General features: G+C 74.6%; 20 protein-coding genes and 1 pseudogene. 5 read left to right on the forward strand and 16 right to left on the reverse strand.

Features of this window, described 5'->3' with window-relative positions:
- The 4 genes and pseudogenes from ABZ861_RS12200 to ABZ861_RS12215 all read right to left on the reverse strand — a co-directional run.
- Positions 1-482, reverse strand: a pseudogene (locus tag ABZ861_RS12200) (hypothetical protein); the annotation flags it as partial.
- A gap of 50 nt (positions 483-532) precedes the next feature.
- Positions 533-1,723: a DUF2690 domain-containing protein gene (locus tag ABZ861_RS12205; RefSeq protein WP_361627909.1), complete on the reverse strand. Its 1,191-nt coding sequence runs from the start codon at positions 1,721-1,723 to the stop codon at positions 533-535.
- Positions 1,724-2,269: 546 nt separating this feature from the next.
- A complete protein-coding gene (locus ABZ861_RS12210) occupies positions 2,270-2,794 on the reverse strand; it encodes a DUF3017 domain-containing protein (protein WP_361627912.1) in 525 nt (174 codons plus the stop codon).
- Between the two features lie 583 nt (positions 2,795-3,377).
- Positions 3,378-4,232, reverse strand: coding sequence for a bifunctional methylenetetrahydrofolate dehydrogenase/methenyltetrahydrofolate cyclohydrolase (locus tag ABZ861_RS12215; protein WP_361627914.1), 855 nt, complete (start codon positions 4,230-4,232; stop codon positions 3,378-3,380).
- 261 nt (positions 4,233-4,493) lie between these two features.
- On the opposite strand from ABZ861_RS12215, the gene ABZ861_RS12220 reads away from it, so the two are divergent.
- The gene (locus tag ABZ861_RS12220) at positions 4,494-5,099 is read left to right on the forward strand and encodes a hypothetical protein (RefSeq protein WP_361627917.1); all 606 of its coding nucleotides are present in this window, start codon (positions 4,494-4,496) and stop codon (positions 5,097-5,099) included.
- Positions 5,100-5,166: 67 nt separating this feature from the next.
- Here the strand turns inward: ABZ861_RS12220 and ABZ861_RS12225 are convergent, their stop codons facing one another.
- From ABZ861_RS12225 to ABZ861_RS12235, 3 genes are read right to left on the reverse strand one after another with little or no spacing between them, the layout of a single operon-like run.
- Positions 5,167-5,373, reverse strand: coding sequence for a DUF397 domain-containing protein (locus ABZ861_RS12225; RefSeq protein ID WP_361627920.1), 207 nt, complete (start codon positions 5,371-5,373; stop codon positions 5,167-5,169).
- A 4-nt stretch (positions 5,374-5,377) separates the two neighbouring features.
- Complete coding sequence (locus tag ABZ861_RS12230) at positions 5,378-5,581, reverse strand: DUF397 domain-containing protein (protein WP_361627923.1); 204 nt, start codon at positions 5,579-5,581, stop codon at positions 5,378-5,380.
- Positions 5,529-6,413 carry a helix-turn-helix transcriptional regulator gene (locus tag ABZ861_RS12235; RefSeq protein WP_361627926.1) on the reverse strand — a complete coding sequence of 295 codons (885 nt, stop codon included), beginning with the start codon at positions 6,411-6,413 and terminating at the stop codon, positions 5,529-5,531. Before ABZ861_RS12235 ends, ABZ861_RS12230 begins: the two co-directional genes overlap by 53 nt.
- Before the next feature lie 118 nt (positions 6,414-6,531).
- Here ABZ861_RS12235 and ABZ861_RS12240 point away from each other — a divergent pair, with 118 nt between their 5' ends.
- Together ABZ861_RS12240 and ABZ861_RS12245 are read left to right on the forward strand one after the other, a co-directional pair.
- Positions 6,532-6,741 carry a hypothetical protein gene (locus ABZ861_RS12240; RefSeq protein ID WP_361627929.1) on the forward strand — a complete coding sequence of 70 codons (210 nt, stop codon included), beginning with the start codon at positions 6,532-6,534 and terminating at the stop codon, positions 6,739-6,741.
- Positions 6,738-7,139 (forward strand): ATP-binding protein, encoded by a 402-nt coding sequence (locus tag ABZ861_RS12245; protein ID WP_361627932.1) that lies wholly within the window; start codon positions 6,738-6,740, stop codon positions 7,137-7,139. The genes ABZ861_RS12240 and ABZ861_RS12245 overlap by 4 nt, the downstream gene beginning before the upstream one ends.
- Before the next feature lie 35 nt (positions 7,140-7,174).
- Here the strand turns inward: ABZ861_RS12245 and purH are convergent, their stop codons facing one another.
- Both purH and purN read right to left on the reverse strand, forming a co-directional pair.
- On the reverse strand, positions 7,175-8,740 hold the full coding sequence (gene purH / locus ABZ861_RS12250) for a bifunctional phosphoribosylaminoimidazolecarboxamide formyltransferase/IMP cyclohydrolase (RefSeq protein ID WP_361627935.1): 1,566 nt from the start codon (positions 8,738-8,740) through the stop codon (positions 7,175-7,177).
- The gene (gene purN / locus ABZ861_RS12255) at positions 8,737-9,366 is read right to left on the reverse strand and encodes a phosphoribosylglycinamide formyltransferase (protein WP_361627938.1); all 630 of its coding nucleotides are present in this window, start codon (positions 9,364-9,366) and stop codon (positions 8,737-8,739) included. Before purN ends, purH begins: the two co-directional genes overlap by 4 nt.
- Before the next feature lie 947 nt (positions 9,367-10,313).
- Here purN and ABZ861_RS12260 point away from each other — a divergent pair.
- Positions 10,314-11,141, forward strand: coding sequence for a hypothetical protein (locus ABZ861_RS12260; RefSeq protein WP_361628616.1), 828 nt, complete (start codon positions 10,314-10,316; stop codon positions 11,139-11,141).
- Positions 11,142-11,848: 707 nt separating this feature from the next.
- Here the strand turns inward: ABZ861_RS12260 and ABZ861_RS12265 are convergent.
- On the reverse strand, positions 11,849-13,798 hold the full coding sequence (locus ABZ861_RS12265; RefSeq protein WP_361627941.1) for a DUF6350 family protein: 1,950 nt from the start codon (positions 13,796-13,798) through the stop codon (positions 11,849-11,851).
- Between the two features lie 57 nt (positions 13,799-13,855).
- On the opposite strand from ABZ861_RS12265, the gene ABZ861_RS12270 reads away from it, so the two are divergent.
- Positions 13,856-14,929 carry a hypothetical protein gene (locus ABZ861_RS12270; protein WP_361628619.1) on the forward strand — a complete coding sequence of 358 codons (1,074 nt, stop codon included), beginning with the start codon at positions 13,856-13,858 and terminating at the stop codon, positions 14,927-14,929.
- Between the two features lie 402 nt (positions 14,930-15,331).
- Here ABZ861_RS12270 and sucD read toward each other — a convergent pair whose 3' ends face one another.
- The 6 genes from sucD to ABZ861_RS12300 form a co-directional block, all read right to left on the reverse strand.
- Complete coding sequence (gene sucD / locus ABZ861_RS12275; protein WP_361627944.1) at positions 15,332-16,216, reverse strand: succinate--CoA ligase subunit alpha; 885 nt, start codon at positions 16,214-16,216, stop codon at positions 15,332-15,334.
- Between the two features lie 27 nt (positions 16,217-16,243).
- Positions 16,244-17,425 carry an ADP-forming succinate--CoA ligase subunit beta gene (sucC, locus tag ABZ861_RS12280; protein ID WP_361627947.1) on the reverse strand — a complete coding sequence of 394 codons (1,182 nt, stop codon included), beginning with the start codon at positions 17,423-17,425 and terminating at the stop codon, positions 16,244-16,246.
- An 889-nt stretch (positions 17,426-18,314) separates the two neighbouring features.
- The gene (locus tag ABZ861_RS12285) at positions 18,315-18,482 is read right to left on the reverse strand and encodes a hypothetical protein (RefSeq protein WP_361627950.1); all 168 of its coding nucleotides are present in this window, start codon (positions 18,480-18,482) and stop codon (positions 18,315-18,317) included.
- A gap of 1,173 nt (positions 18,483-19,655) precedes the next feature.
- Positions 19,656-20,813 (reverse strand): VWA domain-containing protein, encoded by a 1,158-nt coding sequence (locus tag ABZ861_RS12290; protein ID WP_361628622.1) that lies wholly within the window; start codon positions 20,811-20,813, stop codon positions 19,656-19,658.
- Positions 20,814-21,040: 227 nt separating this feature from the next.
- Complete coding sequence (locus ABZ861_RS12295; RefSeq protein WP_361627953.1) at positions 21,041-23,854, reverse strand: DUF5682 family protein; 2,814 nt, start codon at positions 23,852-23,854, stop codon at positions 21,041-21,043.
- A 472-nt stretch (positions 23,855-24,326) separates the two neighbouring features.
- A complete protein-coding gene (locus tag ABZ861_RS12300; protein ID WP_361628625.1) occupies positions 24,327-25,397 on the reverse strand; it encodes an AAA family ATPase in 1,071 nt (356 codons plus the stop codon).
- Positions 25,398-25,683 lie beyond the last annotated feature (286 nt).

Consider the following 25,683-nt stretch of genomic DNA (forward strand, 5'->3'; position numbering starts at 1 on the left):
CCTGGCTCGACGACCGCAAGTGGGCCTACGTCCGCCTGGAGGGCCGCGCCTTCGGCGACGTCCCGCTGAACCTGGAGGGTAGCGGCCCTGATGAGACGCCCCGGACGGACGACCGCCGTTGTCATGTGCGGTGCCGCGGTTGCCGTGGGCGCGGCCGCCGTTGCCGTGTGTGGTGTCGCAGGTGCCTTCGGCGTGACGGCCGTTGCCGTCTTCGCGACCGCCGTGACCGTCCGCGGTGCGGCTGACGGCGTCGGCACGACCGCTGCGACCCTCTGCGGCACGGCAGCCGTAGCCGTAGCCGTCCGCACGAACACCGCTGCCGTCCGCCCGACCGCCGTAGCGATCCGCACCAACACCCCTGCCGTCCGCCCGACCGCCGCAGCGATCCGCACCAACACCCCTGCCGTCCGCGCGACCGCCGCAGCGATCCGCACCAACACCCCTGCCGTCCGCGCGACCGCCGTAGCGATCCGCACCAGCACCGCTGCCGTCTGCCCAGCCGCCGTAGCCGTCCGTTCCAGGCGCGGCACCTCTACGGCGTGCACCCCGTTCGCCCGGACGCCAGGGTCACGCACGCCCGCGCCCGTCGAGCGTCCGGCACGGCCACCATCGGCGTGTACGCGAGGTTGTCGCCCGCCCGCCCCACCGTGTCGGTCTCCACGCGGGCGCCGGCCGTCAGCCGCACCCGGTCGCCTGGCGCGGCCCTGGTGATACGGCCCCAGGCGGCGCCGCAGGTCTTGCTGTAGCGGACCTCGACGAGCGTCCCGCCGACGATGACGCTGCGAGCCGTGCTCGCCAACTCGCCGCTGCATCCGGTGGCTTCGGCGTCCTTGCCGGTGCAGCCGCCGCCCACGCACTCGACGCCGGGCGGCAGTGAGGCGCCGGTGGCGGCGGTCGGGGACGGCGACGCCGCCGGCCCCCGTGCCGTGCCGCCCCCGCCGCCCGTGTCGCCCCCGGTGAGCAGGAAGACGGCCCCGATCAGCAGCAGCGCCGCGACAAGACCCGCGAAGAACATGACCGCCCGGCGGCGCGCCGCCCCAGCGCCGGTGACCGGGCGAGGCACGGGCGCGGGCGCGGACGCCGCAGTCTCGGGCGGTTGCGCGGCGCTTTCAGGCGGCGGGACGGTGACCGAGCCAGGCTGTTGCGCGGTGGCCGAGCGGGGCGGCTTCGCGGGGGCCGGGCGGGACGGTTGCACGGCGGCCGGACGAGGCGCTTGCGTGGCGCCTTGGGGCGGCGGGGCCGGGGCCGGGCGGAGTGATCGCACGGTGCCTTGGGGCGGCGGGGCCGGGGCCGGGCGGAGTGGTCGCGTGGCGCCTTCGGGCGGCGGGGCGGCGGGGTCGGCGGGTGCGGTCGTCCTGGCGTGGTCGGGCCGCGCGGAAGCGCCGGACTCGCCCAGCGCGGTGCGGGACCCGGCGGCGAGTGCGTCCTCGCTCCTCCGGTCGTAGCGCGGTTCCGCTCGGCGCCAGGCCCGCTCGGCCAGCTCCCACAGGACGGTGAGGTGCCCCGGAGGGGCCCCGGTGACCTCGGCGAGGGCGACGGCCGCGCCCCTGGGCGCCAGGAGCCGTCCGTCGAGGTAGCGATCCCACGAGGCGCGGCTGTAGCCCGTACGGTCGGCGAGCGCGGCGGCGCTCAGCCCGCCGCGCTCGACGAGGCTCCGCAGCCGTTCGACGAACTCCCTGATCTGCGGGTCGAGTTCATCGGGCAGGGCCTTCCAACGAGGCATCGCCGCTTCCCCCTTCTCCGACCGTCCCCCGGTCTCTTCCCCGGCTGCCGCGGGCGGTACCGCGGCCGTCTCCCGCCGCATCTCGCCGGCGCGGGAGTCGACCCCTCCCTGCGGCCGTTTCCCGGCTGGCGGAAGCACACGCGCCACGCGCCGCACGACGTCCACGCCGAACGTCCACGCTAGCCGGGCGCCGGACGACGACGTCCCAGCCGCCTGCCCTTCGGTCCCGCCGAGGGCGGCGCCCCGCGGCGACGACAACACCAGGATCAGGCCATCTCCGCGCAGGACGCCGGAGATCCGCCCGTCTGAGTCGGCGCGGGGACTCATCTCCTCGCATACGTCCCCTGGTTGACACCGGTGCGTCCTCGCGCCGGACGGCAGTGCGCTGACTGCGTGGCGGAACGGTCACCTCCGCGCTACAGCGCGCGGAAAGCCGTTGAACCGGCGGTTCTCCGTGCAGGAAGGTGGGTCCCGGCGGCGGCCCGCCCTTGATCGGGGGAGAGGGCGGGCCGACGTCACGGTATCGGCGCGGGCGTAGGAACGACGTCAGCTATTGCGGACGGTGAAGTGCAGCGCGTCGTCCAGGAACGGGATCTCCAGCCACGGCTTGGGCTGGGCCATCAGCGCGAGCAGGACGATGACCGTGCCGAGGATCCCGTAGGTGACGATGTCCGTGAAGCGGGAGCGGACGGCCAGCATGCCGACCCGGGGCAGCAGCCAGCGCAACGCGGCGCCGCCCAGCAGGGCGACGCCGATCAGCAGCAGCCCCACCCGGAACGCGTCGAGCGCGGTCACCAGCAGGCCGAGTCCGACCGTGCCCAGTACGGCGAGCAGCGGCCACTGGCGGGCGGGGGCGGGGGCGTCGCTGGACGCGGCTCGGCCGCCGCCTTCGGGACGTGCCGTGTCCCTCGTGAACAGCGGGAAGCGGCGCGTGGCCCGGCGCGGGCGGCCGTCGGCGTCCGGCGCGCTGACCGGATCGCGCACCTCGATCTCGCCCTCCGGCGCGTCGTCCTGCGGCGCGTCGCCCTGCGGCGCTCGGTCGCGGGGCGCTCCGTTCCTGTCCGGCGACACGCCTGCCTCCGCGGCTCCGCCCTGGGGCGCTCCGTCCGTGGGCGCGGGGGTTCCCGGCGTCCCCTCAGCCACCGCCCCGGCGTCCGGCGCCCCGGCCCCTCGCGCCCCGGCCTTCGGCGCCTCCTGGGCCAGCGCCCCGGTTTCCGCCGTCCCCTCAGCCACCGCCCCGGCGTCCGGCGCCCCGACCTCTCGTGCCCCGGCTTTCGGCGCTTCCCGAGCAAGCGCCCCGGTTTCCGGCACGCCCTCAGCCACCGCCCCGGCGTCCGGCGCCCCAGCTTCTCGCACCCCGGTTCGTGGCGCCCCCTTGGACAGCGCCCCAGCGTCCGGCGCCCGCTCAACCGAGGCCCCAGCTTCCCGCGCCCCTCCTTGCGGCACCCCGGCTTGCGGCACCCCGGCTTGCGGCACCCCGGCTTGCGGCGCACCCTCAGCCAGCGCCCCCGCGTCCGGCACACCCTCAGCCGACGCCCCCGCGTCCCGCACCCCAGCCTCCCGCGCCCGGCGCGCCGAAGCGTCGTCCGTCTCCGGTCGCCGCGGCGCGTCGCCGCCCGGCGCCCGCGCCGCCGGCTCGCGCGCTCCGTCCGCCTCAGCCGACACTGCGCTCCGCCGCCTCGACCACGTTGACCAGCAGCTCCGCCCGGGTCATCGGGCCGACGCCGCCCGGGTTCGGGGAGATCCAGCCCGCCACCTGCGCGACGTCCGGGTGGACGTCGCCCACGATCCTGCCCTCGGCGTTGCGCGAGACGCCGACGTCGAGGACGGCCGCGCCGGGCTTGACGTCCTCGGCGCGGATCAGGTGCGGGGACCCGGCCGCGGCGACGATGATGTCGGCCCGCTTCAGATGCGCGGACAGGTCGCGGGTGCCGGTGTGGCACTGGGTGACCGTGGCGTTCTCGCTGCGCCGGGTGAGCAGCAGCGGCATCGAGCGGCCGATGGTCACGCCGCGGCCGACGACCACGACCTCTGCGCCCTTGATCTCCACGCCGTGGCGGCGCAGCAGCGTCAGCACGCCGTTGGGGGTGCAGGGCAGCGGGGCCGGCTCGTTGAGGACGAGACGGCCGAGGTTCGTCGGGTGCAGGCCGTCGGCGTCCTTGTGCGGATCCATCAGTTCGAGGACGCGGTTCTCGTCGATGCCCCGGGGCAGCGGCAGTTGGACGATGTAACCGGTGCACTCCGGGTCGTCGTTCAGCTCGCGGACGACCGCCTCGATCTCCTCCTGGGTGGCTGAAGCGGGCAGCTCCCGCTGGATGGAGGCGATGCCGACCTCGGCGCAGTCGCGGTGCTTGCCGGCGACGTACTTCCGGCTGCCGGGGTCGTCACCGACCAGGATCGTGCCGAGGCCGGGCGTGACGCCCTTCTCCCTCAGCGCCGCGACGCGGGCGGTCAGATCGGACTTGATCGCGGCTGCGGTGGCCTTGCCGTCGAGAATCTGGGCGGTCATACACCCATCCTCGCGGATGACCCGGCCCCGGTTCCAATCCGGGTCGCCGGACGCCCGCGGCGCCCCGGCCGCCGCATGATCAGCGATGTTGCACCTGGACAACAGATGCGCGATCCCACTGGACAAGTAAGCATTCGGTCAAGAACCATGAGGGCACAGTGCCGCGGGCAGCTCATCGGGGGGACGGGCCGCACTTCTGTGGAACTCTCCTCCGTGCGGTGTCCCGCGTCCCCGCAATTGGACAACGGAGGAAACACCGCCATGAGCTTCGGCGACCCGAACAACCCCTACGGTCCGCCGCAGGGGCAGCAGCCCGGCTATCCGCCGCCCCCTCCGCAGGGCCAGCCCGGCTACGGCTACCCGTCCGCCCCGCAGGGCCAGCCCGGTTACGGCTATCCCGCCGCCCCGCCGTTCCAGCAGCCCGGCTACGGCGTCCCGATGGAGATGCCGGGCCTGATGAAGACGGCGCGCGTTCTGCTGTTCATCCTGGCCGGTCTCCAGCTCCTGTTCGGCCTCATCGCCGGCGTGGCCATCGGCGCGGCGCAGGACGTCTCCAACGGCGTCGGCTCGGGCGACAGCACCGGCGCGCTCGCGGGCGTCGGCTTCCTCGTCGTGGCGCTGCTGCTCGCGCTGGGCGCGCTGTCGATCTTCCTGGGCGTGAAGTTCAAGAACGGCGGCAGCGGCATCCGGATCACCACGATCGTCTACGCGTCGCTGATGATCCTCGGCGGTCTGGTCAACACCGTGCGGGGCTCCGGCGGCGGCGCCACGTTCGGCGGCCTGCTCTCGCTCGCCATAGCCGGCATCATCCTCGCCTCCATGGTGAACAGCGCCGCCTCCACCTGGTTCAACCGCCCGCGGTACTGAGGACTCACGTCACGACAGTGGCCTCCGGCCCCTCCTCCCCGGAGGGCCGGAGGCCACTGTCGTACGGCTACTGGTCCTTGACCCCGGCGAGGAAGGGCGCCCAGGCGCGAGCGGGGAAGAGGAGGACGGGCCCCCGGGGCGACTTGGAGTCGCGAACGGGGACCACCGAGTGAAAGTCGCGGGCGACTTCGACGCAGTCGCCTCCGGTGGCGTTGCTGTAGCTGCTCTTGTGCCAGATGAAGGAACGCATTTCGTGCTCGGGGCTGTTCGGCATCTCGCTACTCCTTCAGTGCGTCAACGAAGGGCGCCCAGGCACGGGCGGGGAAGAGAAGAAGAGAACCTAGGGGTGACTTGGAGTCGCGGACGGGGACAACAGAGTCCAATCCGGAAGCAACCTCGACGCATTCACCGCCCGTTCCGTTGCTGTAACTACTCTTGCGCCACCGCACGGAACTGGGGTTGACGTTGCTCATGGGCTTCATGCCGGTTGTCCTCCGCCGCTGCCTCGATCATGGCCAGGGACGCCTCCGGTGCCAGCGCGGCGGCCCTCAGCAGATCGTACGACTCGCGGTACCGCAGAACGAGCGCCGGATAGTCGATGAGCTGGCCACTGTGCAGGCCTTCCATGTAAACCACTGGAGGCGCGTCGACGAACGTCATGATCCGCGTCGTGCCCATCATGAACGGATGCGCAGGCGCGGCTTCTGGGACGATCTGCAAAATGGAGCGCGTACTTCTGATCGTTTCGACGATGTGCTCCAGCAACTCGGCCATGTCCGCGGAAGGCAGGACCCGACGCCGGATCACTGACTCGTCGACGATTGCCCAGAGCTTCGGAGACTCCTCAGCGCTGAACAGCCTGGCCCGATCGAGTCGCGCCTCGACCGTCACCTCGATCTCGTCAGACGTGGCTCGCGGCATCGCCGCCTGTGTGAGCGCCATCGCGTACGCCTTGGTCTGTAGGAGCCCTGGGACCAGCATGGGGGCCCAGTCCTCGATCGTCCGCGCGTGCTGCTCCATGTCAGCAGCGTCCGCAAAATACTCGGCGATACCCGCTTGCCGCGCCCGCGCCGCGTCTTCACACCGCCGCTGGAAAAACCCGTCCGTCCCCAGCCGCTCGTCCGCGTGGCGGGCGAGATCCAGGGGCATCCGCCGCTCCCCTCGCTCGATCTGGCTCAGGAACGAGATCCCCCGGAAGCTGCCCTCGGCCAACTGCTCCAGCGTCAGGCCCGCCGCCTCCCGCTTGAAGCGGAGTTCCGCGCCGTAGAAGCAGGGGACGCTCGTCGACGCGTCGGGGTCCTTGCGTGCGGGCACAACTCATCACCGCCGTTTACCAGTTACCGTGCGCAACCCAAACCGCTTCCACGGTACGCCGCTCCGCGCCACGGTGTGAGTGCTTCGTCACGCATCGCACACAGAAAGGCGTACGCCCGTGCCGCAATCACACCTCCAGGACGCTGAGGCCCACGTGGAGGCACTCCGCGCCGCGCTCACCGCGCACGGCATCACGCTTCCCTCGCTGGGGCTCGAACTGCCCTCGGCCGTGGGCTCGTACGCCCCGCCCCTCGTCGCGCTGGGCAACTGCAACCTGGACACGGCGCGGGCCTTGGCCGCGGCGCTGCGGAAGGGGGCGGCGCAGTGACGACGGTACGGACGCCGCTGGAAATGGAGTTGGCCGCGCTGCCCAAGGCCGTGCCGGAGGTGCGGCGGGCCGTGCGCGCGCATCTCGGCGTGCCGTGTCCCGACGTGCAGCTCTGCGTCAGCGAGTTGCTGGCCAACGTGATCCGGCACGTCGGCGAGGGCACGCCCGTGTCCGTGCGCGTAGACGGCACAGGCGACGACCGGGTCCGGGTCGCGGTGAGCGACCGCGAGCCGGACTCGCGGCTCGCGGCGCGCCGTGCGGACGCAGAGGAGGAGTCCGGTCGCGGACTGCTCCTCATCGGGTCCGTCGCGCTGCGCTGGGGCGTGACGCGGGACGCGCGCGGCAAGACCGTGTGGTGCGAGGTGCCCCTCACCGGCCCCCGCCCGGCGGTCGAGTGACCGCGCGGGCGGACGGGCGCGGCGGGGGCGAGCGGTCAGTGGAAGAAGTGCCGCGTGCCGGTGAAGTACATCGTCACGCCCGCCTTCCGCGCGGCCTCCACGACCTGCTCGTCGCGGATCGAGCCGCCCGGCTGGACGATCGCCCGGACGCCGGCGTCGATGAGGATCTGCGGGCCGTCGGGGAACGGGAAGAACGCGTCCGAGGCCGCGAAGGCGCCCCGGGCCCGCTCCTCGCCGGCCCGCTCGACGGCCAGCTTGCAGGAGTCGACGCGGTTGACCTGGCCCATGCCGACGCCGACCGAGGCGCCGTCCTTGGCGAGCAGGATCGCGTTGGACTTCACCGCCCGGCAGGCCCGCCAGGCGAACGCCAGCTCGGCCAGCTCGTCGGCGGACAGGGCCTCGCCGCTGGCCAGGGTCCAGTCGGCCGGGTCGTCGCCGTCGTCCTGGAGCCGGTCGGCGGCCTGGAGCAGCGCGCCGCCGTCGATCGCCTTCACCTCGACCGGGGCCGCCGGGGCGCCGGCCGCCCGCAGCACCCGGACGTTCTTCTTCTTGGCGAGGGCTTCCAGGGCGCCGTCCTCGTAGTCGGGCGCCACGATGACCTCGGTGAAGATCTCGGCGACCTGCTCGGCCATCTCCTTGCTGACCGGCCGGTTCACGGCGATCACCCCGCCGAACGCGGACAGCGGGTCGCAGGCGTGCGCCTTGCGGTGCGCCTCGGCGACGTCCGCGCCGACCGCGATGCCGCACGGGTTGGCGTGCTTGATGATCGCCACGCACGGCTCGTCGTGGTCGTACGCGGCACGGCGGGCGGCGTCCGTGTCCGTGTAGTTGTTGTACGACATCTCCTTGCCGTGGAGCTGCTCGGCCTGCGCGAGGCCCGCGCCGCCGGGCTCGACGTACAGCGCGGCGGGCTGGTGCGGGTTCTCGCCGTAGCGCAGGGTGTGCGCGCGCTCCCAGGCGGCGCCGAGGAACTCGGGGAACCCCGAGTCGTCCACGGGGGCGTAGGAGGAGGCGAACCATCCCGCCACCGCCATGTCGTAGGCGGCCGTGTGCTGGAACGCCTCCGCCGCCAGCCGCTTGCGGGCGTCCAGGTCGAAGCCGCCGGAGGAGACCGCGGCGAGGACGTCCGCGTACCGGTCCGGGCTGGTGACGACCGCGACCGAGGGGTGGTTCTTGGCGGCGGCGCGGACCATGGACGGGCCGCCGATGTCGATCTGCTCGACGCACTCGTCGGGCGACGCGCCGGAGGCGACGGTTTCGCGGAACGGGTACAGGTTGACCACGACGAGGTCGAACGGCGCCACGCCCAGCTCGTCGAGCTGACGCCGGTGGTCCTCCAGGCGCAGGTCCGCGAGGATGCCCGCGTGGACCTTCGGGTGCAGGGTCTTGACCCGGCCGTCCAGGCACTCGGGGAAGCCGGTCAGCTCCTCGACCGCGGTGACGGGCACGCCGGCCGCGGCGATCCGCGCGGCGGTGGAGCCGGTGGAGACGAGTTCGACCCCGGCCTCGTGCAGGCCGCGGGCCAGCTCCTCCAGCCCGGTCTTGTCGTAGACGCTGACGAGCGCGCGCCGGATGGGCCGCTGGTTGCTCTCGGCGGTCACTGGATAACTACCTTCCGTCCCTCGATGCGATGGCCGTTGCGGGCGAGCCGCCCCACGACCTCGACGAGCAGCCTTCGCTCGACTTCCTTGATGCGCTCGTGCAGCGCGCTCTCGTCGTCCTCGTCCCGGATCTCCACCGCGCTCTGGGCGATGACCGGCCCGGTGTCGACGCCGTCGTCGACGAAGTGGACGGTGCAGCCGGTGACCTTGGCGCCGTACGCCAGGGCGTCCCGCACGCCGTGGGCACCGGGGAAGCTGGGCAGCAGAGCGGGGTGCGTGTTGACGAACCGGCCGCCGAACCGTGCGAGGAACTCCTTGCCCACGATCTTCATGAACCCGGCGGAGACGACGAGGTCCGGCTCGTGGGCGGCGACGGCCTCGGCGAGCGCCGTGTCCCACTCCGCGCGCGTGCCGTAGTCCCCGACCTTCCGCACGAACGTCGGGATCCCGGCGCGCTCGGCGCGCGCCAGCCCCTCGACGCCGTCGCGGTCGGCGCCTACGGCGACGATCCGGGCGCCGTAGGCGTCGGCGCCGGCTTCTGCGATGGCGTCGAGCAGCGCCTGGAGGTTGGTGCCGGATCCGGAGACCAGCACGACGAGGCGCTTGGCCACGGGCTCAGCGGCCACGGCGGGGCCCTTTCTCGGGGAAGCTGTTTTGTACGGTCGTACGAATGCTTCGGGCCCCCGCATACGGGGAAGCCTACGAAGCGGCCGACCGCTGGCAACGATACCGGCACGGCGAGCGGCCCCCGGGGGACGGGTGCGCGGCCGGAAGGTAGCGTCTGGAAGGACCCGCACGGACTCGCACCGGGCCCGCGCCGGGCCCGGACGGCGCTTGCACGGGGCCCGGACGGCGCTCGCACCAGGCCCGGACGGCGCTCGCACCAGGCCCGGACGGCGCTCGCACCGGGCCCGGACGGCGCTCGCACCGGGCTCGGACGGCGCTCACAGGGGGCCCGGACGGTGCTCGCAGGGGGACGCGCACGAGCCGCGCCGCGTGCTTTGCGTTCGCCCGCGGGCCCGCTGGGGGCCCTCTGCCGGGAGGCCGTCCGCAGGTCAGGCGGGGAACGCACGGCGCGCACCGCGCGTTGAACCGGAGACGGACCGTTCAGATCAGTCGTGACTCACCGAGGGAAGACGCTCACTTGATGCCGGACCGCAGCCCGCGACTCCTCACCCTTCCTCCGCATGCGGCGCGGGGAGGGAAGCGCGGCGCCGTGCTGCTGCGGGAGCGCCCCGCCTCCCCGCCGAACGCGCCGTCGGGCGGCGACGGAACCGGGGGCCGGGGAAGGGGCGGCGAGGGGACGGGCGTCCGGGGCACGGACGGCGAGGGCAGGGGCGCCGGGGGCGCAGGCGGCGAGGGGACGGGCGGGCCGGGCGGCGAGGGCACGGGCGACCAGGGCACAGGTGGCGACGGCTCGGGCGTCCAGGGAACAGGCAGCGACGGCAGGGGCGTCCGGGGCACGGACGGCGACGGCACGGGTGCCCAGGGCACGGGCGGCGACGGCTCGGGGGGCCAGGGCACGGGCGTCCGGGGCACGGGCGGCGACGGCACGGGTGCCCAGGGCACGGGCGTGCAAGGCACGGGCGGCGACGGCTCGGGGGGCCAGGGCACGGGCGTCCGGGGCACGGGCGGCGACGGCGGGGGCGTGCAGGGCACAGGCCGCCAGGACACAAGCGGCGACGGCAAGGGCGTCCGGGGCGCGGGCTCCGGGCGGGAGGAGCGGCCGTCGGACGGCAACCCCTTCGCCCCGCCCGCCGAGGGCACGCCCGACCGGCCCTGGCAGCCGCGGCGCCCGTCCGGTCAGGACTCCTCCGGCGACGGGCAGGGCGCCGGGGACGGGCAGGACGCGGGCGAGGGCGGCGGACGCCCGCCCTGGGGCAGCCAGTGGAGCGACCGCCAGCCCGGCCGCGCCTCCGGCGGCTTCGGCGAGCGGCCCCGGCGCCCCGAGCCCGGCGCGGAGCAACCGGGCGGCGGCCGGGGTCCGGGCCTGCGCTGGGACCCGACGGACCCGGCCCAGCGCCGCGCGCGCTACGCGCTGCTGAGCGGTATGTGGGCCTTCTTCTTCGCCCTGTTCGGCTGGCCGTACGTGGCCCTGCTGCTCGGCGCGCCGGCCCTGTACTGGGGCGTCAGCGCGCTGCGCGCGAAGCCGCGCGAGCCCGAGGGCGCCGCGCGTCCGGGTCCGGCCCCGGAGGGCCGCCCGCAGTCGACGGCGGCGATCAGCGGCCTGGTCACCGCGTGCCTCGCCCTCGCCCTGGTCGCCTCGGGCTTCGCCGCGCAACTCGTCTACCGCGACTACTACACGTGCGTGAACGACGCACTCACCAACCAGGCCAAGCACTCCTGCGACAGCCACCTGCCCCAGCACCTCCGGGGCATCCTGGGCGTGGACGGCGGCTGAGAGGCACGGGCGCGTTGAGCGCCCGGCCGGGGGGTGGGGCGGAACGCGTCGGGTGCGCACGCCGGGGCGCGGGGGCCGCTTCGGGTACGGGACCTCGGCGCTCGACGGCTGCACGCGCGCGGCTCAGTGGCGCTCATCGCACCCGTGGCTCACTCGCACACGCTGAGAGAGCCGGACGGAACCTCGGCAGCCGGCCAGCCGCGAAGCCTCGGCCGCGCGCGGCCGCGCGGGAATGGCCGGGCGCCCAGGCGGGAGCAGATGCCCGAGCGGCACGCTCACCACGCGTTCACGGGACCCGGGCCCCCTCGGCCATAAGCGGGCCACGGGACCCCGGCCGCTCGCGGCCGCACGAGGGTGGCCGGGCGCCCAGGCGGGACCAGACGCCCGAGCAGCACGCTCACCACGCGTTCACAGGACCCGGGCCCTCTCGACCCTCAGCGGGCCACGCGACCCCGGCCGCTCGCGGCCGCACAGGGATGGCCGGGAGCCCAAGTGAGAGCAGATGCCCAAGCAGCACGCTCACCACGCGCTCACGGGACCCGGGGTCCCTTGGTCGTCGGCGGGCTGCGCGACCTCAGCCGCTCGCGGCTGCACGAGGGTGGCCGGGAGCGGCCGGGCCTCGGGGCCCCCCGCGCCCGGCCGCACGAGGATGGCCGCCGGCGGCCGGGCGGGCCCAGAAGGCCCCGAGCGACACGCTCGCCACGTGCTCACAGCGCCGGGGGCACCCCCGTAGGCGGCGGTTGCGGCGGCTCGGCGGCCGGTGGTCGTGTGGGGCGGGGCGGGGCGGTTGCTGGCTGCGCGGGCTCGGGGCGGGGGCTCGGGGGGCGGTCGCCCTCGGGTGCGCGCTCCGTTCTAGGTGACCGCTCTGCGTCCCCGCGAGGCCGCTCGCCGTCGCCGGGGGGCGGCTCGGCGTCGCTACGTGATCGCCTGTCTCCGGGTGACCGCTCAGCGTCGGGTGAGGCACCGAAGGTGCGGTCTCCGTAATCCGAGGCGCCCTCGGCGTTCTCGGCTTCGTCCGCAGCGGCGGCGTACGGGTGCTGTTCGGGCGCCGCCGGGACTCCGGCCGTGGCCCGCTGGGCGGCGTCCTCGTCGGGGCCGGGCGCGTCGGGGCCGGGCGGGGCGGACCCGGGTGTCCGCGGGTCCAGCGGGAGCGCTTCGAGGGGAAGCATGTCGTAGGACTCCAGCGCGGAGTCGTACCGCTCAGCGGGGCGTACGCCGGGGGCGGGCAGCTCCGCCGCCTGCGCGCGACCCGCGCGGAACTTCGCGACGACCTGCCGGATCGCCTCCGCCGATAGCGCGCGGCGCCCCCAGTAGCGCCAGGCCCGGACGAGCAGCGCGGTCGGCACGGCGGTGGTCGCCGTCCCCAGCAGCGCGGCCGCCGTGACCTGCCAGCCCACCGGTCCGAACCGGCTGAGCGCGTCGTTGCCGAGCGGGCCTCCCGCCCCCTGCGCGACCGCCCCGAGCACCAGCGCGCACAGCAGGCAGCCCAGGCCCGCCCCGGCGGAGGTCCGCCGCCACGACCACGCCCGCTTCGGCCCGGCTCCCGGCCCGGCGCCTGTTCTGCCGCCCGCTCCGCCTCCGGCCCCACCGGCGTCCCGGACCTCCCGTACCGCCGCCGTCCCGACGAACCAGCCGATCGTCAGACCGGCCGCCGCAGGCACCGCGGCGGCCGCCCAGTGCAGCGCGCCGCCGGGGCCCGCGTCGGGCACCGCGGCCAGCAGCGGCAGGTCCGGGAGCTGCGGCGACGGCGCCGAGGACAGCGGGCCCACGACGTGCCCGGCGCCGAGCACGAAGCCCGGCCCGAGGGCGTAGGCCGCCGCCCACACCACCGCGTTCGGCAACAGCGCCAGGCACAGCAGCAGGACCGCGAACCGCCCCGACCAGCCCTCCGTCAGCCGCGGGAACGCCTCCTGGACCGACGCGGAGTGCGCGACCAGGGACGCGCCGAGCACCAACGCGCCGCCCCCGGCGAACACCGCCGCCCCCGCGGCCGCCGCCCGCGACGACGCGCCGAGGCGCGCCCGCGGCCCAGGGGCCAGGAGCAGGCGCCGCACGCCGGACGGCAGCGGACCCGTCAGCTTCTCCAGCGGGCCGCGCGGACAGCCGTACGCCGCCCACACCCCGCTGGCCGCCGCCGTCGCCGTCGTCGTCGGCAGCCACAGGGCCGTCCACAGCCAGGACGGGCGCAGCACGCCGTCCGCCGCGTAGGCAGCGGCGCCGCCGGCGACCGTCAGGTAGCCGAGGACGATGCCGGCCCAGGACAGGCGGGCCGGGGCGAGCGGGCCGGCGTCGCCTGCGTCGGTGGCGTCGCGCGCCGCCCGGTGGATCAGCGCCGCGGGCGCCGCGAGCAGCGCCAGCGGGATCACGCCGACCGGCGCCGGGACGCCGGAGAGCGTGTCGGTCCGGACGAGTTCAGCGCCGTGCGAGAGCAGCCAGAGGGCGGCGGCGACGTGCAGCGCGCCGCTCGGCCCGCTGTCGGGGTACGGCGAGCTGATCCACAGCACGACGACGAGCACGGCGAACGAGCCGAGCCCGAGTCCCGCCGCGACCATCCCGCCGAGGCAGCCGGCGCCGAGACCGGGCGAGCGGTCCCTCACACGGGTGCGGAGCTGCGGCAGCGGCGGGCGTTGTCGGGTCGTCTGGATCACGTCCGCCATGCTCTCAACGTCACACCCGTTCCCGGCGCAAGAGGCGAACCGCCGAAGTGTCGCTCAATATACGTTTATGTGCCTAACCACACGGAGGGACGCACTGTGACGGATCGTCATGCGAACCCGCTGCCCGCACCGGCGGCGGGCGGACGGGTCGGCGCCACAGCCGCCCTGACGCGCACTCAGCCCCGCCGGGTGACCGCGCACGGCGTCGGCGTCGCGGCCGAAACCCCCGCGCACGACCGCGAGCCCCTGACGCCCGCTCAGTGCTTCGACGCCCTGCACGCCTTCTGCGCCCCCGCCCTCGTACGGCAGGCGTACCTGCTCACGGGCCGTCAGGAACGGGCGCACGAGGCCGTGGAGCAGGCGTTCCGGCTGGCCTGGCTGCGCTGGCCGGAAGTCGCCCACGACCGCGACCCGGCGGGCTGGGTGCGGGCGGCGACGTACGAGTGCGCGCTGTCCCCCTGGCGCCGGTTCCGTCCGCGCCGCCCCCTCGACCGGCCTACGGACCCCGCCCTCCGCGCGCTCCAGGAGGCGCTGCTCGCGCTCCCGCCGTCCTACCTCCGCACGCTGGTGCTCTACGACGGCGTCGGCCTCGACCTGCCGGAGACCGCGGCGGAGACGGAGGCGAGCACCCCGGCGGCGGCGAACCGCCTGATGCACGCCCGCGAGGCCGTCGCCGTGCGCCTGCCGGACCTGCGGGATCCGGCGGAACTGCACCGGCGGCTGGTCCGGCTGGGCTCGGCGGGGCAGTTCGCCGCCGCGGCGGAGGCGCGGGCGAGGATGACGGCCGCCGCGGCGGCGGAGGGGACGGCGGAGGCCGCGGGGGCGGACCTCCGGGCCCTCTCCGGAGCGACCGCCACGGCGACCGCCCTGCGGACCGCCGGGGAACGCAGCACCCGCTTCTGGACCCGTTCCACCGTCGCGTTCACGGCCGCGATCATCGCCGCCACGGCGCTCACGCTGCACACGGCCCCCACGCACTACCTGGCGCCGGTCTCCCCCGGTCACGCGATCGGCGGCCCGCCCGCGACCGGCCTGCTCGGCCCGCTCTCGCAGCAGGAGCAGAAGCTGCGCGCCGAGCTGCGCCGGATGACGGCCGCCGGTCCGGAACGGCTGTCCCCGGAGGCCGAATAGCCGCACGCCGACGCGAACGGCGGCGCCTCGTCCGTACGTACACGGAGCCGCTTCTTCCGGACGCGAACAGCGCCGCTTCGTCCGTACGCGAACGGGGGCGCCTCTTCCGGACGCACATGGGGCCGCTTCTTCCGGATGCAGACGGGGCCGCCTCTTTCGGACGCACGCGGGGCCGCCTTTTCCGCATGCGAACGGGGGCGCGCCCCTCCGGACGCACAAGGGACGGCACCTTCCGCGTGCGAACGGGGCCGCCCCTCCGGGCACCCACGGGGCCGCACCTTCCGAACACGCACACGGGGCCGCCTCCACCGCACGCGAACGAACGCGCCCCCCTCCGACGCAAACGGGCCCGCCCCCTTCCCGGCAGGAAGGGGGCGGGCCCGTCGTGGCGCGTGGCGTGCCTCAGCCGGCGAGGATCTCGCGGGCGAGCTTGGCCGTCTCGGTCGGGGTCTTGCCGACCTTGACGCCCGCGGCCTCCAGGGCCTCCTTCTTGGCCTGCGCGGTACCGGAGGAACCGGAGACGATGGCGCCGGCGTGGCCCATGGTCTTGCCCTCGGGCGCGGTGAAGCCCGCGACGTAGCCGACGACCGGCTTGGTCACGTTCTCCTTGATGAAGGCCGCGGCCCGCTCCTCGGCGTCGCCGCCGATCTCGCCGATCATCACGATCAGGTCGGTCTCGGGGTCGGCCTGGAACGCGGCGAGGGCGTCGATGTGCGTGGTGCCGATGATCGGGTCGCCGCCGATGCCGACGGCCGTGGAGAAGCCGATGTCCCGCAGCTCGTACATCATCTGGTAGGTCAGCGTGCCCGACTTCGAGACCAGGCCGATGCGGCCCGGCTTGGTGATGTCGCCCGGGATGATGCCGACGTTCGACTGGCCCGGGGTGATGATGCCGGGGCAGTTCGGGCCGATGATGCGGGTCTTGCCGCCCTTCTTGCCGACGTAGGCCCAGAAGGCGGCCGAGTCGTGCACGGCGATGCCCTCGGTGATCACGACGGCCAGCTCGATCTCGGCGTCGATGGCCTCGATCACCGCGTCCTTGGTGAACTTCTCCGGCACGAAGATGACGGAGACGTCGGCGCCGGTCTTCTCGATGGCGTCCTTGACGGTGCCGAAGACGGGTACCTCGGTCCCGTCGAAGTCCACGGTCTGACCCGCCTTGCGCGGGTTCACGCCGCCCACGACGTTGGTGCCGTCGGCCAGCATGAGCTTGGTGTGCTTCATGCCGGTGGCGCCCGTCATGCCCTGGACGATGACCTTGCTGTCCTTGTTGAGCCAGATAGCCATGGTGTGTTGTGTCCTCGTCCTGAGTGCTTACTTGGCGGCGTGGGCCAGCTCAGCGGCCTTGTCGGCCGCGCCGTCCATGGTGTCGACGCGCTGTACCAGCGGGTGGGCGGCGTCGGTGAGGATCTTGCGGCCCAGCTCGGCGTTGTTGCCGTCGAGGCGGACGACGAGCGGCTTGGTGACTTCCTCGCCGCGGTCTTCCAGGAGCTTCAGCGCCTGGACGATGCCGTTGGCGACCTCGTCGCAGGCGGTGATGCCGCCGAAGACGTTGACGAACACGGAGCGGACGTCCGGGTCGCCCAGGATGATCTCCAGGCCGTTGGCCATGACCTGGGCGGAGGCGCCGCCGCCGATGTCCAGGAAGTTGGCGGGCTTGACGCCGCCGTGCTTCTCACCGGCGTAGGCGACGACGTCGAGGGTCGACATGACCAGACCCGCGCCGTTGCCGATGATGCCGACCTCGCCGTCGAGCTTGACGTAGTTGAGGTTCTTCTCCTTGGCCGCCGCCTCGAGCGGGTTGGCGGCCGCCTTGTCGTGCAGCTCCGCGAAGTCCGGGTGGCGGAACTCCGCGTTGTCGTCCAGGGAGACCTTGCCGTCCAGGGCGATGACCTGACCGGAGGCGACCTTGGCCAGCGGGTTGACCTCGACCAGGAGGGCGTCCTCCTTGATGAAGGTGTCCCACAGCGTGACCAGGACGTCGGCCACCTGGTCGGCGACCTCGGCCGGGAACTTCGCGGCCGCGACGATCTCGCGGGCCTTCTCCGGGGTCACGCCGTCGATGGCGTCGATCGGGGTCTGCGCGACGGCGTCGGGGCGGGTGGCCGCGACCTCCTCGATCTCCATGCCGCCCTCGACGGAGGCGATGGAGAGGAAGGTGCGGTTGGCGCGGTCGAGGAGGAAGGAGACGTAGTACTCCTCGACGATCTCCGGAGCGGTCTCGGCGATCATGACCTTGTGGACCGTGTGGCCCTTGATGTCCATGCCGAGGATGTCCGTCGAACGCGCGACGGCCTCGTCCGGAGTGGCGGCGAGCTTGACGCCGCCGGCCTTGCCGCGACCACCGACCTTCACCTGCGCCTTGACGACCGACTTGCCGCCCAGCCGCTCGGTGATCTCGCGCGCCGCCTCAGGCGTGTCGATGACTTCACCGGCCAGCACCGGTACACCGTGCTTGGCGAAGAGGTCCCTCGCCTGGTACTCGAACAGGTCCACGCGCTTCCGTCCCTATCAGTGATCTTGCGGTTCGTTGGATGCGTGGGCGTGCCGCGCAGGGCAACGTGACGTCCGCTGTGTCACAAGGGGGGCGCACACGGTGTCCGAGGCGCGGCATGTCCATCTCGCAGGTTATCGCCGCTTGCCGAAGGGCCCTAAATCGGAGGTCACCCGCGAGCGGTGATACCTGTCACACGATGCCGCACGCCGCGGCACGGGGTGCCGCGGCGTGAGCGCGCGAGCGCCGCGCGGGGCGCGGCGGGGCGCCCCGCGCGGGTGCCGCGTGGGGCGCCGCGGGGGCGCCGCATGGGTGCCGCGCGGCGGGTGCGCGGCGGGTGCGCGGGCGTCGGCGTGGGTGCCGCGGGGGGCGCTACGCGGTGGGCGCGCGGGCATCACGCGGCGTGCCGCGGGCACCGGGCGGTGCCGTATGGGTCGGCGGGGGTGCCGCGCGGTGGGTGACGGGCGTCGACACAGCAGGCGCGCGGGCGGCGGCGCGGCGGGACGGAGGCGTAGGGCCTCACCGAGCTGGGGTCGGCTCGGTGAGGCCCCTGGAGCAGCCCCGAAGGGCCCAGGGCGTACGGTCCCCACCCCAATGGGGACCAGCGTGCCCTTCCACGGGGTTCTGAACGGGTGCGGGACGGACCGACGGCTTTCGGCCGTCCCCGCCCGCCGAACCACGCGGAGTCGGTGGAAGCGCCCGCCGCGCTTGCGAAGAGGCCCCGCGTACAGCCGCGCCAGCCGTCCCGGCCGAGTCGGGTCGGAGCGGGTTCCGTCGGCCGGGGCCACGTGTCCCGTTGGCCGAGGCGCGGCGGGCTTCGTCGACCACGGCGGAGCGCCCTTCGTCGACCGAGGCGGGGTGGTTCCTCGGCCGAGGTGGGGCGGCCCCTGGCTAGCCGGGGAAGAACGGCACGTCCCGGCCCGCGTCCCGCGCCCCTGCCGGGTCGGCGCCTACGGCGGCGCCACGCACCAGCGGCGACGACGTCCGGGCGGCCGAGGCGACGGCGTGCAGATCCCGGTGGGGTGAGGCGGCCGCATCCGACGCGGACTGGCTGCCCACGGTCCCGCCCGGGTCACCGGTGGGCGCCTGCCGGACGGGACCGAGCGGTCGGACCGAGCGCCCGCCGCGCGGAGCGCGAGGGACGTCCCCGGCGCCGCGAAGTGCGATGCCTACGCCGCACGGTCGTGCCTCGACGGCGCATGCCCCCGCAAGAGCTTCCACCGAACGGAACGCCCCGTCAGTCGCCTTCGCACCCGCTGACACTGCGTCCGTCCGGCCAGGCAGCGGCCGCGACGACGCCCTGGGCGCCTTCATCGCGGCCGGCAGCCCCTCCGGCCGTCCGGAGACGCCCGGCAGGGCGGTCGAACCGGAAGAAGGCGAAGGGCGGCGAGCGGAGTGCGACGGTTGGGCGGAACCGGAAGGCGGGTCGCCCCGTCCGAGCACCGGCGGGAAGGACGGCGCGGACTGCCCCGACGGACCGGGCAGCGACACCGCCGACGTCACCTTCGCGACGACGCCGCTCAGGCCGTCCGCCGCGACGTCCTCAAGGCCACCGATCGACTCGCCAGCCTCGTTGACCACGGCAGGAACGGCGGAGGCAACCCCCGGCCGCACGCCATGTACGCCGCCCACCGGCCGCGCGGCGGACTCGACGGCCGCATGAAAACCGATGCCGGTAAGCGGCCGGACGCTAGGGGCAATCACCGGCCGAACGATGAGATCGGTTGCCGGCCGGACGCCAGGGGTGGTCACCGGCCGGACGCCGGAATCGGTCACCGGCCGAGCGCGGGGGGCCGTCACCGGCCGGACCACGGGGTGGTCGGTCGCCCTCCCGCTCGTGGCCGCCGCCGACTCGCTCCATGCCGAAGCGCCGCCCGGCGCCACGGGCTGCCGTTCCGCCGCGTGCGCCTGCTGCCCGGAGAGGAACCCGAGCAGGAACAGCGTCCCCGCCAGCAGGCCCAGTCGCAGTACACACCGTCCTGCCGCCGAGCGCATCACACGCAGGACGGCGGCGGGACGGGCTGCTGACGAGGGCACAGAGGACGGTTCCTTCCCGAGCGGGGCGACGCACCGCCGAACGAGACATCGATCCTCGCACGAAATTCCGACGAACACACAAGCTGAACACCACCGTTGGGCAGCCGTGTCCTCTGTGCCGCGGCGATTCCGTCGGCAGCACGTCGTCGCGCAGCCGGTCAAGCCAGGGAGGGCGCCCCGTGCCCGCCCGGTTCGTCAGGCCGTCTCCGGTATCGGCAACGGGCGCTTCTCGATCGCCGCCGCCATCACCTCCGGGAAGAGATCGGGTGTGCAGGCGAACGCCGGTGCGCCGAGCGCCGCCAGCGCGGCCGCGTGCTCCCGGTCGTAGGCGGGCGCCCCCTCGTCGGAGAGCGCGAGCAGCGTCACGAACTGCACCCCTGACGCCTTCATCGCCGCGACCCGCTTGAGCATCCCCTCCCGTATGCCGCCCTCGTACAGATCGCTGATCAGCACGACCACCGTCTCCGCGGGCCGGGTGATCCGCGCCTGGCAGTACGCCAGCGCCCGGTTGATGTCGGTGCCGCCGCCGAGCTGGGTGCCGAAGAGCACGTCGACCGGATCGTCGAGCTGGTCGGTGAGGTCGACGACCGCCGTGTCGAACACGACCAGCCGCGTGCTGATCGACCGCATCGACGCCAGCACGGCGCCGAACACCGACGCGTACACCACGGACGCCGCCATCGAACCGGACTGGTCGATACAGAGGATCACCTCCTTCTTCACGGACTGCGACGCGCGTCCGTACCCGATGAGCCGCTCCGGCACGACCGTCCGGTACTCGGGCAGGTAGTGCTTGAGATTGGCCCCGATCGTGCGGTTCCAGTCGATGTCGCGGTGACGCGGTCTGCTGACGCGCGCGCTGCGGTCGAGCGCGCCGGTGAGCGTGGCCCGGGTACGGGTGGCGAGCCGCCGCTCCAGATCCTCGACGACCTTGCGCACGACGGCGCGTGCCGTCTCCTTCGTCGTCTCCGGCATCGCCTTGGTGAGCGAGAGCAGCGTGCCGACGAGATGCACGTCCGCCTCGACCGCCTCCAGCATCTCCGGCTCCAGCAGCAGCGCGGACAGCCCGAGCCGGTCGATGGCGTCCCGCTGCATGACCTGGACCACGGAGGAGGGGAAGTACCTCCGTATGTCGCCCAGCCAGCGCGCCACCGAGGGCGCGGACGCCCCCAGCCCCGCCGAACGGTCCCGTCCCCCGCGATCCGTGCGCGGTCTGTCCCCCTTCCCGTAGAGCGCGGCCAGCGCACCGTCCATCGCCGCGTCCTTCCCGTACAGCGCCTGTCCGGTGCCGTCGGCCGCGTCGCCGCCGAGCACGAGCCGCCAGCGGCGCAGCCGCTCCTGCGCCGGGTCCACTGCGTCCACCTCGTGCTCCTCCCTCTCCGTATCCGTCTGTCCGTGAACTGCGTCGTGCGCCTCGGCCGCCTGAGCCACCTCGGGCGGTGCGCCTGCACGGTTCGCCTGCGTCGCGCGTCTTCCGCCCCAGCTCGTTCGGCCGCATCAGCCACCCCCCGCGGCAATCCGGCCCCGTCAGCCGCCCCAAGCAGTCCGGCCGCGTCAGCCGCCTCGGGTTGTCGTCCGCATCATCCGCGTCCCGCCGCGGTCGTGGTCGCGACTCCACCGCTGTCCACGGGCAGTCGCCCCGGGGATGATCCGCCGTCCGCCGTCGTCTCCTCGCCCCACCCCAGCAAGGTCCGCAGCACCGGCATCACGGCGTCCGCCCGTTCGAGGTCGATGTGCGCGGCGAAACCGGGAACGGCGGACGCTGCGGCGCCGGTGGTCGCGTCGCCGCGCGCCGGTCCGCGCCGGACCAGCTCGCCCAGTGCTCTGCGCACGCCGGACTCGTACGCCGAGAAAGTGCGGCGCAGCAGCGGCAGCACGTCGGTGAACGCCTCTGGAGGCACCGCGGTCAGCCAGGCGTCGACCAGGCCGAGCAGCCGCTCGTCGTGCACGAGCAGCATCCCGCCCCCGCCGCCGACGAAGCCCTCGATCCAGGCCGCCGCGTCGGGCGGCGCCGTGCCCGGGGAGAGCGCGAGCCCCATGAGCCGGGCCGCCCGCTCTTGCTCCATCGCGCCGTCGTCGAGCAAGAGGCGCACCGCGCGTCCGCACAGGACGCCCGGCACGGCGTCCCGTCCCGACAGCTTCCCCAGCACCGTGTGCCAGCGGGCCCGCAGGTCGCCGTGGCCGGCCGTGAGGGTGTCGCCTAGCAGACCGACGGCCGCGTGCACCGCGTCGACGTGGCCCCTCATCTGCTCGGCGGCGTCCGCGTCGAGAGCGGAGCAGGCGGGCGGGAGACCGACGAAGACCCGCTCGGCCAGCCCCGCGGCGACGCCGGCCAGGGCGCCGGTGTCCGTGCCCCGCACGTCGCCGTAGCGCAGGGAGCGGACCAGGGCCGGCAGCGCCTGGGCCAGGTGCCCGACGTCGGCGTCGAGCGCCGCCCGGTCGGCCAGCACCCGCATCACCACGGGCAGCGCGTCGGGGAGTCCGGCGAGCAGGCAGTGCTCCGCCAGGGCGGTCACGTCGGCGAGCGCCTGTGCGCCGGCGGCGTCTGTCTCGGCCTTGGCGGTCGCTGCGGCGAGCACGGTGGTCCCCCACACACCGGCTTCGGCGACCCGCACCGCCAACTCCGGCTCCCAGCGCAGCCGCCAGGTCTCGCGGAAGGTGCCCGTGCTGCCCCGCGAGGCCGCCGCCTCTCCCCAGCCGACGCCCAGCAGCCGCAGCCGGTGCAGCAGTCTGCTCCGCCCGGCGTCGGTCTCCTTGCGCAGATCCAGCTCCAGTTCCCGCTCCGACGCCTCGGGTTTCAGGCGCAGCCGCCGCTGGAGACGGGTGAGGTCGCGTTGCAAGGGGACCGCGGGCGCCGCGTCCGGGACCTCCCCCAGGACGTCCCCGACCACGAGCCGGTCGTGCACCAGCGCGAGGGGTACGTCCGAGCCGTCGCACATCACCGCCCGCACGGCGTCCGTCGTCTCGCTCAGCCCGGCCAGCGGGCGCCCGCGCATCGCGGCGAGCGTCCCCGCCAGCCGCACCGCCTCGATGACGTGGGCGGAGGACACCATCCGGTCCTCCGCACGCAGCAGTCCCGCCACCTTGGTCAGCCACCGCTCGACAGGCCGGTCCGGCGCCGCGAACAGGTGGGCGTACCAGCCCGGGGAGTCGATGCCCGCGCCGTAGCCGCTGAACCGGGACAGCCGGCGGTGCGTCCACGGCACCCACGTCATGTCGGTCCTGACCCTGGGGAGCCCCTTCAGCAGCGCGCGGTCGGCGGCGACGGCCGTCTTCCGCCGAAGCGCGGGCACATGCCACGCCCCGCACACCACGGCCACGTCGCCGCCGAACTCCCGCAGGGCAGAGCGCACATGGAGCCGCATGTGGGCCTCGCGCACGAGGTCCCGGTCGCGCCCCACGTCGCCGTACGCCTCCCGCAGCGCGCCCATGGCCTCCTCCAGCGCGAGGAACGGGGCGAACGCGTCGCCCTCCCCCGCGCCCCGGTGCTCGATCACGTCCTCCCACCAGCGCTCGGGGTCGTCGTACCCGGCGACGTCGGCGAGCACGGCGAGAGGGTCGACACGCACGTCCCCCTCCTGCCGGCGGCTCGCGGCCGAGATCTCCGCGGGCCGCTCCTCCCCAGAGCCCTCGCCGTAATCCGGACCTCGGCGGCCGTCATGACCCCTGCCCCGCTCACGGTCCCGGGAGCCCGCGCGGTCCAGGGTCCCTTCGCGGTCCAGGCCGCCTTCACGGTCCGGGCCGCCCGTCTGATCCGGGCCGTCCACCCGGTCCCGGTCCCGGTCCCGGTCCTGGTCCCAGTCCCCGTCCCGGTCGCTTTCGCGGCCCCGGCCGCCCTCGTACGCCTGGCCGCCCTCGCGAGCCCGGCCGCCTTCGTACGCCTGGCCTCCGGCACGGTCCCGGCGTTCCGCTCGGTCCGCGCTGTCTTGATGCTCCCGGCTGTCCTGATCCTCCCGGCCTCCGTGGCTGTCCGAAGCACCGTCACCGCGCAGGCCGTCCGGGTCCTTCAGGAGCGGGTCGGCACCGTCATCCCTCGTCAACGCCAGTGTGTGCGCGGCCGGAAGGTCGATGAAGCGGGCCGGAACGTCGTGCTCCAGAGCCCAGCGGACGGCGACCCACTCCGGGGAGAACTCGGCCAGCGGCCAGAAAGCGGAGCACCCCGGCTCGTCCACGGCGTGGGCGAGGAGGGCGACCGGAGGCCGCATGCCCTCCTCGGCGGCGAGCGGGATCAGCGCGTCGGCCTCCGGCGGCCCCTCGATCAGCACCGCCCTCGGCCGCGCCGCCTCCAGCGCGGCCCGCACCGCCCGCGCGGACCCGGGCCCGTGGTGCCGCACGCCCAGCAACAACGGCTGCGCACCGGCTGAACGGCTCCGCGCCCCTTCGACTCCTGTCACAACGTCCCCCTCTCGGTCGTCGTCCGCCCTGCCCCGCCAGCCCCGCCTGTCGGCAGCCCGGACGGCCCTGTTCCTCGCCAACCCAGCTCCGCCGGTCCCGGCAGCCGCGCCTGCCCTCTTCCCGGCTTTGTCCGTCCCGGCCAGCCGCACCTGCCCTCTTTTCGCCTCGTCCGCCACGGCAGCCGCGTCAGTGCCCTTGTCCGCCTCATCCGTCTCGCCAGCCGCGCCAGCCGCGCCGGTGAACCTTCCTGCCTCGCCCGTCCCGCCAGCCGCACCCGTCCGCCTGTCGGCCTCGTCCGCCCCAGCCGCCTCCTGCGGGCCGTGCCCGTGAGGCCAGCCCCCTCCTCCGCGTGCCGTCCGCGCCGTCACGCGTCATCCGCGCTGTCCGCCTAGCCGTCCCGTCCAACTCGGTTCGCCCTCACGCCGGTCCGGGGCCGGGGTCGCGGCGGCCGCATGCGGCGCCGTCCCCCTCTCACGCGCTCACCTCTCGGCAGGCTCGGTAGAAGTCCTTCCAGCCGTCGCGCTCGCGGACCACCGTCTCCAGGTACTCCTGCCAGATGACGCGGTCGGCCGTGGGATCGCGGACCACCGCGCCGAGGATGCCCGCGGCGACGTCACCGGCTCGCAGCACACCGTCGCCGAAGTGGGCGGCGAGGGCGAGGCCGTTGGTGACGACCGAGATGGCCTCCGCCGTCGACAGCGTGCCGCTGGGCGACTTCAGCTTGGTCCGGCCGTCCGCGGTGACGCCGTCGCGCAGCTCGCGGAAGACGGTCACGACGCGGCGAATCTCGTCGACGCCGTCCGGCACGGCCGGCAGATCGAGGGAGCGGCCTATCTGGTCGACGCGGCGGGAGACGATGTCGACCTCGGCCTCCGGCGTCTCGGGCAGCGGCAGCACCACCGTGTTGAAGCGCCGGCGCAGAGCGCTGGACAGGTCGTTGACCCCGCGGTCGCGGTCGTTGGCCGTGGCGATCAGGTTGAAGCCGCGGACCGCCTGCACCTCGTCGCCCAGCTCCGGGATCGGCAGGGTCTTCTCCGAGAGGATCGTGATCAGCGTGTCCTGCACGTCGGCCGGGATGCGGGTCAGCTCCTCGACCCGGGCTGTCATCCCCCGCGCCATGGCCCGCATGACGGGGCTCGGCACGAGGGCGTCGCGACTCGGGCCGTGTGCCAGCAACCGGGCGTAGTTCCATCCGTAGCGGATGGCCTCCTCCGGAGTGCCCGCTGTGCCCTGCACCAGCAGGGTGGAGTCGCCGCTGACCGCCGCGGCCAGGTGCTCGGAGACCCAGGTCTTCGCCGTGCCGGGCACGCCGAGCAGGAGCAGGGCGCGATCCGTGGCGAGCGTGGTGACGGCGACCTCGACGATGCGGCGCGGGCCGACGTACTTGGGGGTGATCACCGTGCCGTCCGGCAGCGTGCCGCCGAGCAGGTAGGTCGCCACGGCCCACGGCGACAGCTTCCAGCGGACGGGGCGCGGCCGGTCGTCCTGTGCGGCGAGCGCGGCCAGTTCGGCGGCGAAGGCGTCCTCGGCGTGCGGCCGCATCGCCTGAGCGCCGTCCGCGCCACCCGCCTCGCCGGCGCCTCCGGTCGCAGCCGCGCCGTCCGTCGTACCGGCGCTTCCCGCGCCGCCCGCCGACCGCTCGTTCCCGGGCGCGAGACGTCCGGGCGCGGAGTCGTCGCCCACGGATTGTCCGGGCGCCGGGTTCCCGGGTGCGGAGCGGTCGCGGCTCGGTTCGGCAGAGTTCGGTTCTACGGACACAGACATTGCTGAGGCCCCCTCCAGCTCGGCCGGTTCGGATCTGGCGTCTACCGTGCACCACGGCACTGAC

This window comes from Streptomyces sp. NPDC046985 (genome assembly GCF_040644415.1).
GTDB lineage: Bacteria > Actinomycetota > Actinomycetes > Streptomycetales > Streptomycetaceae > Streptomyces.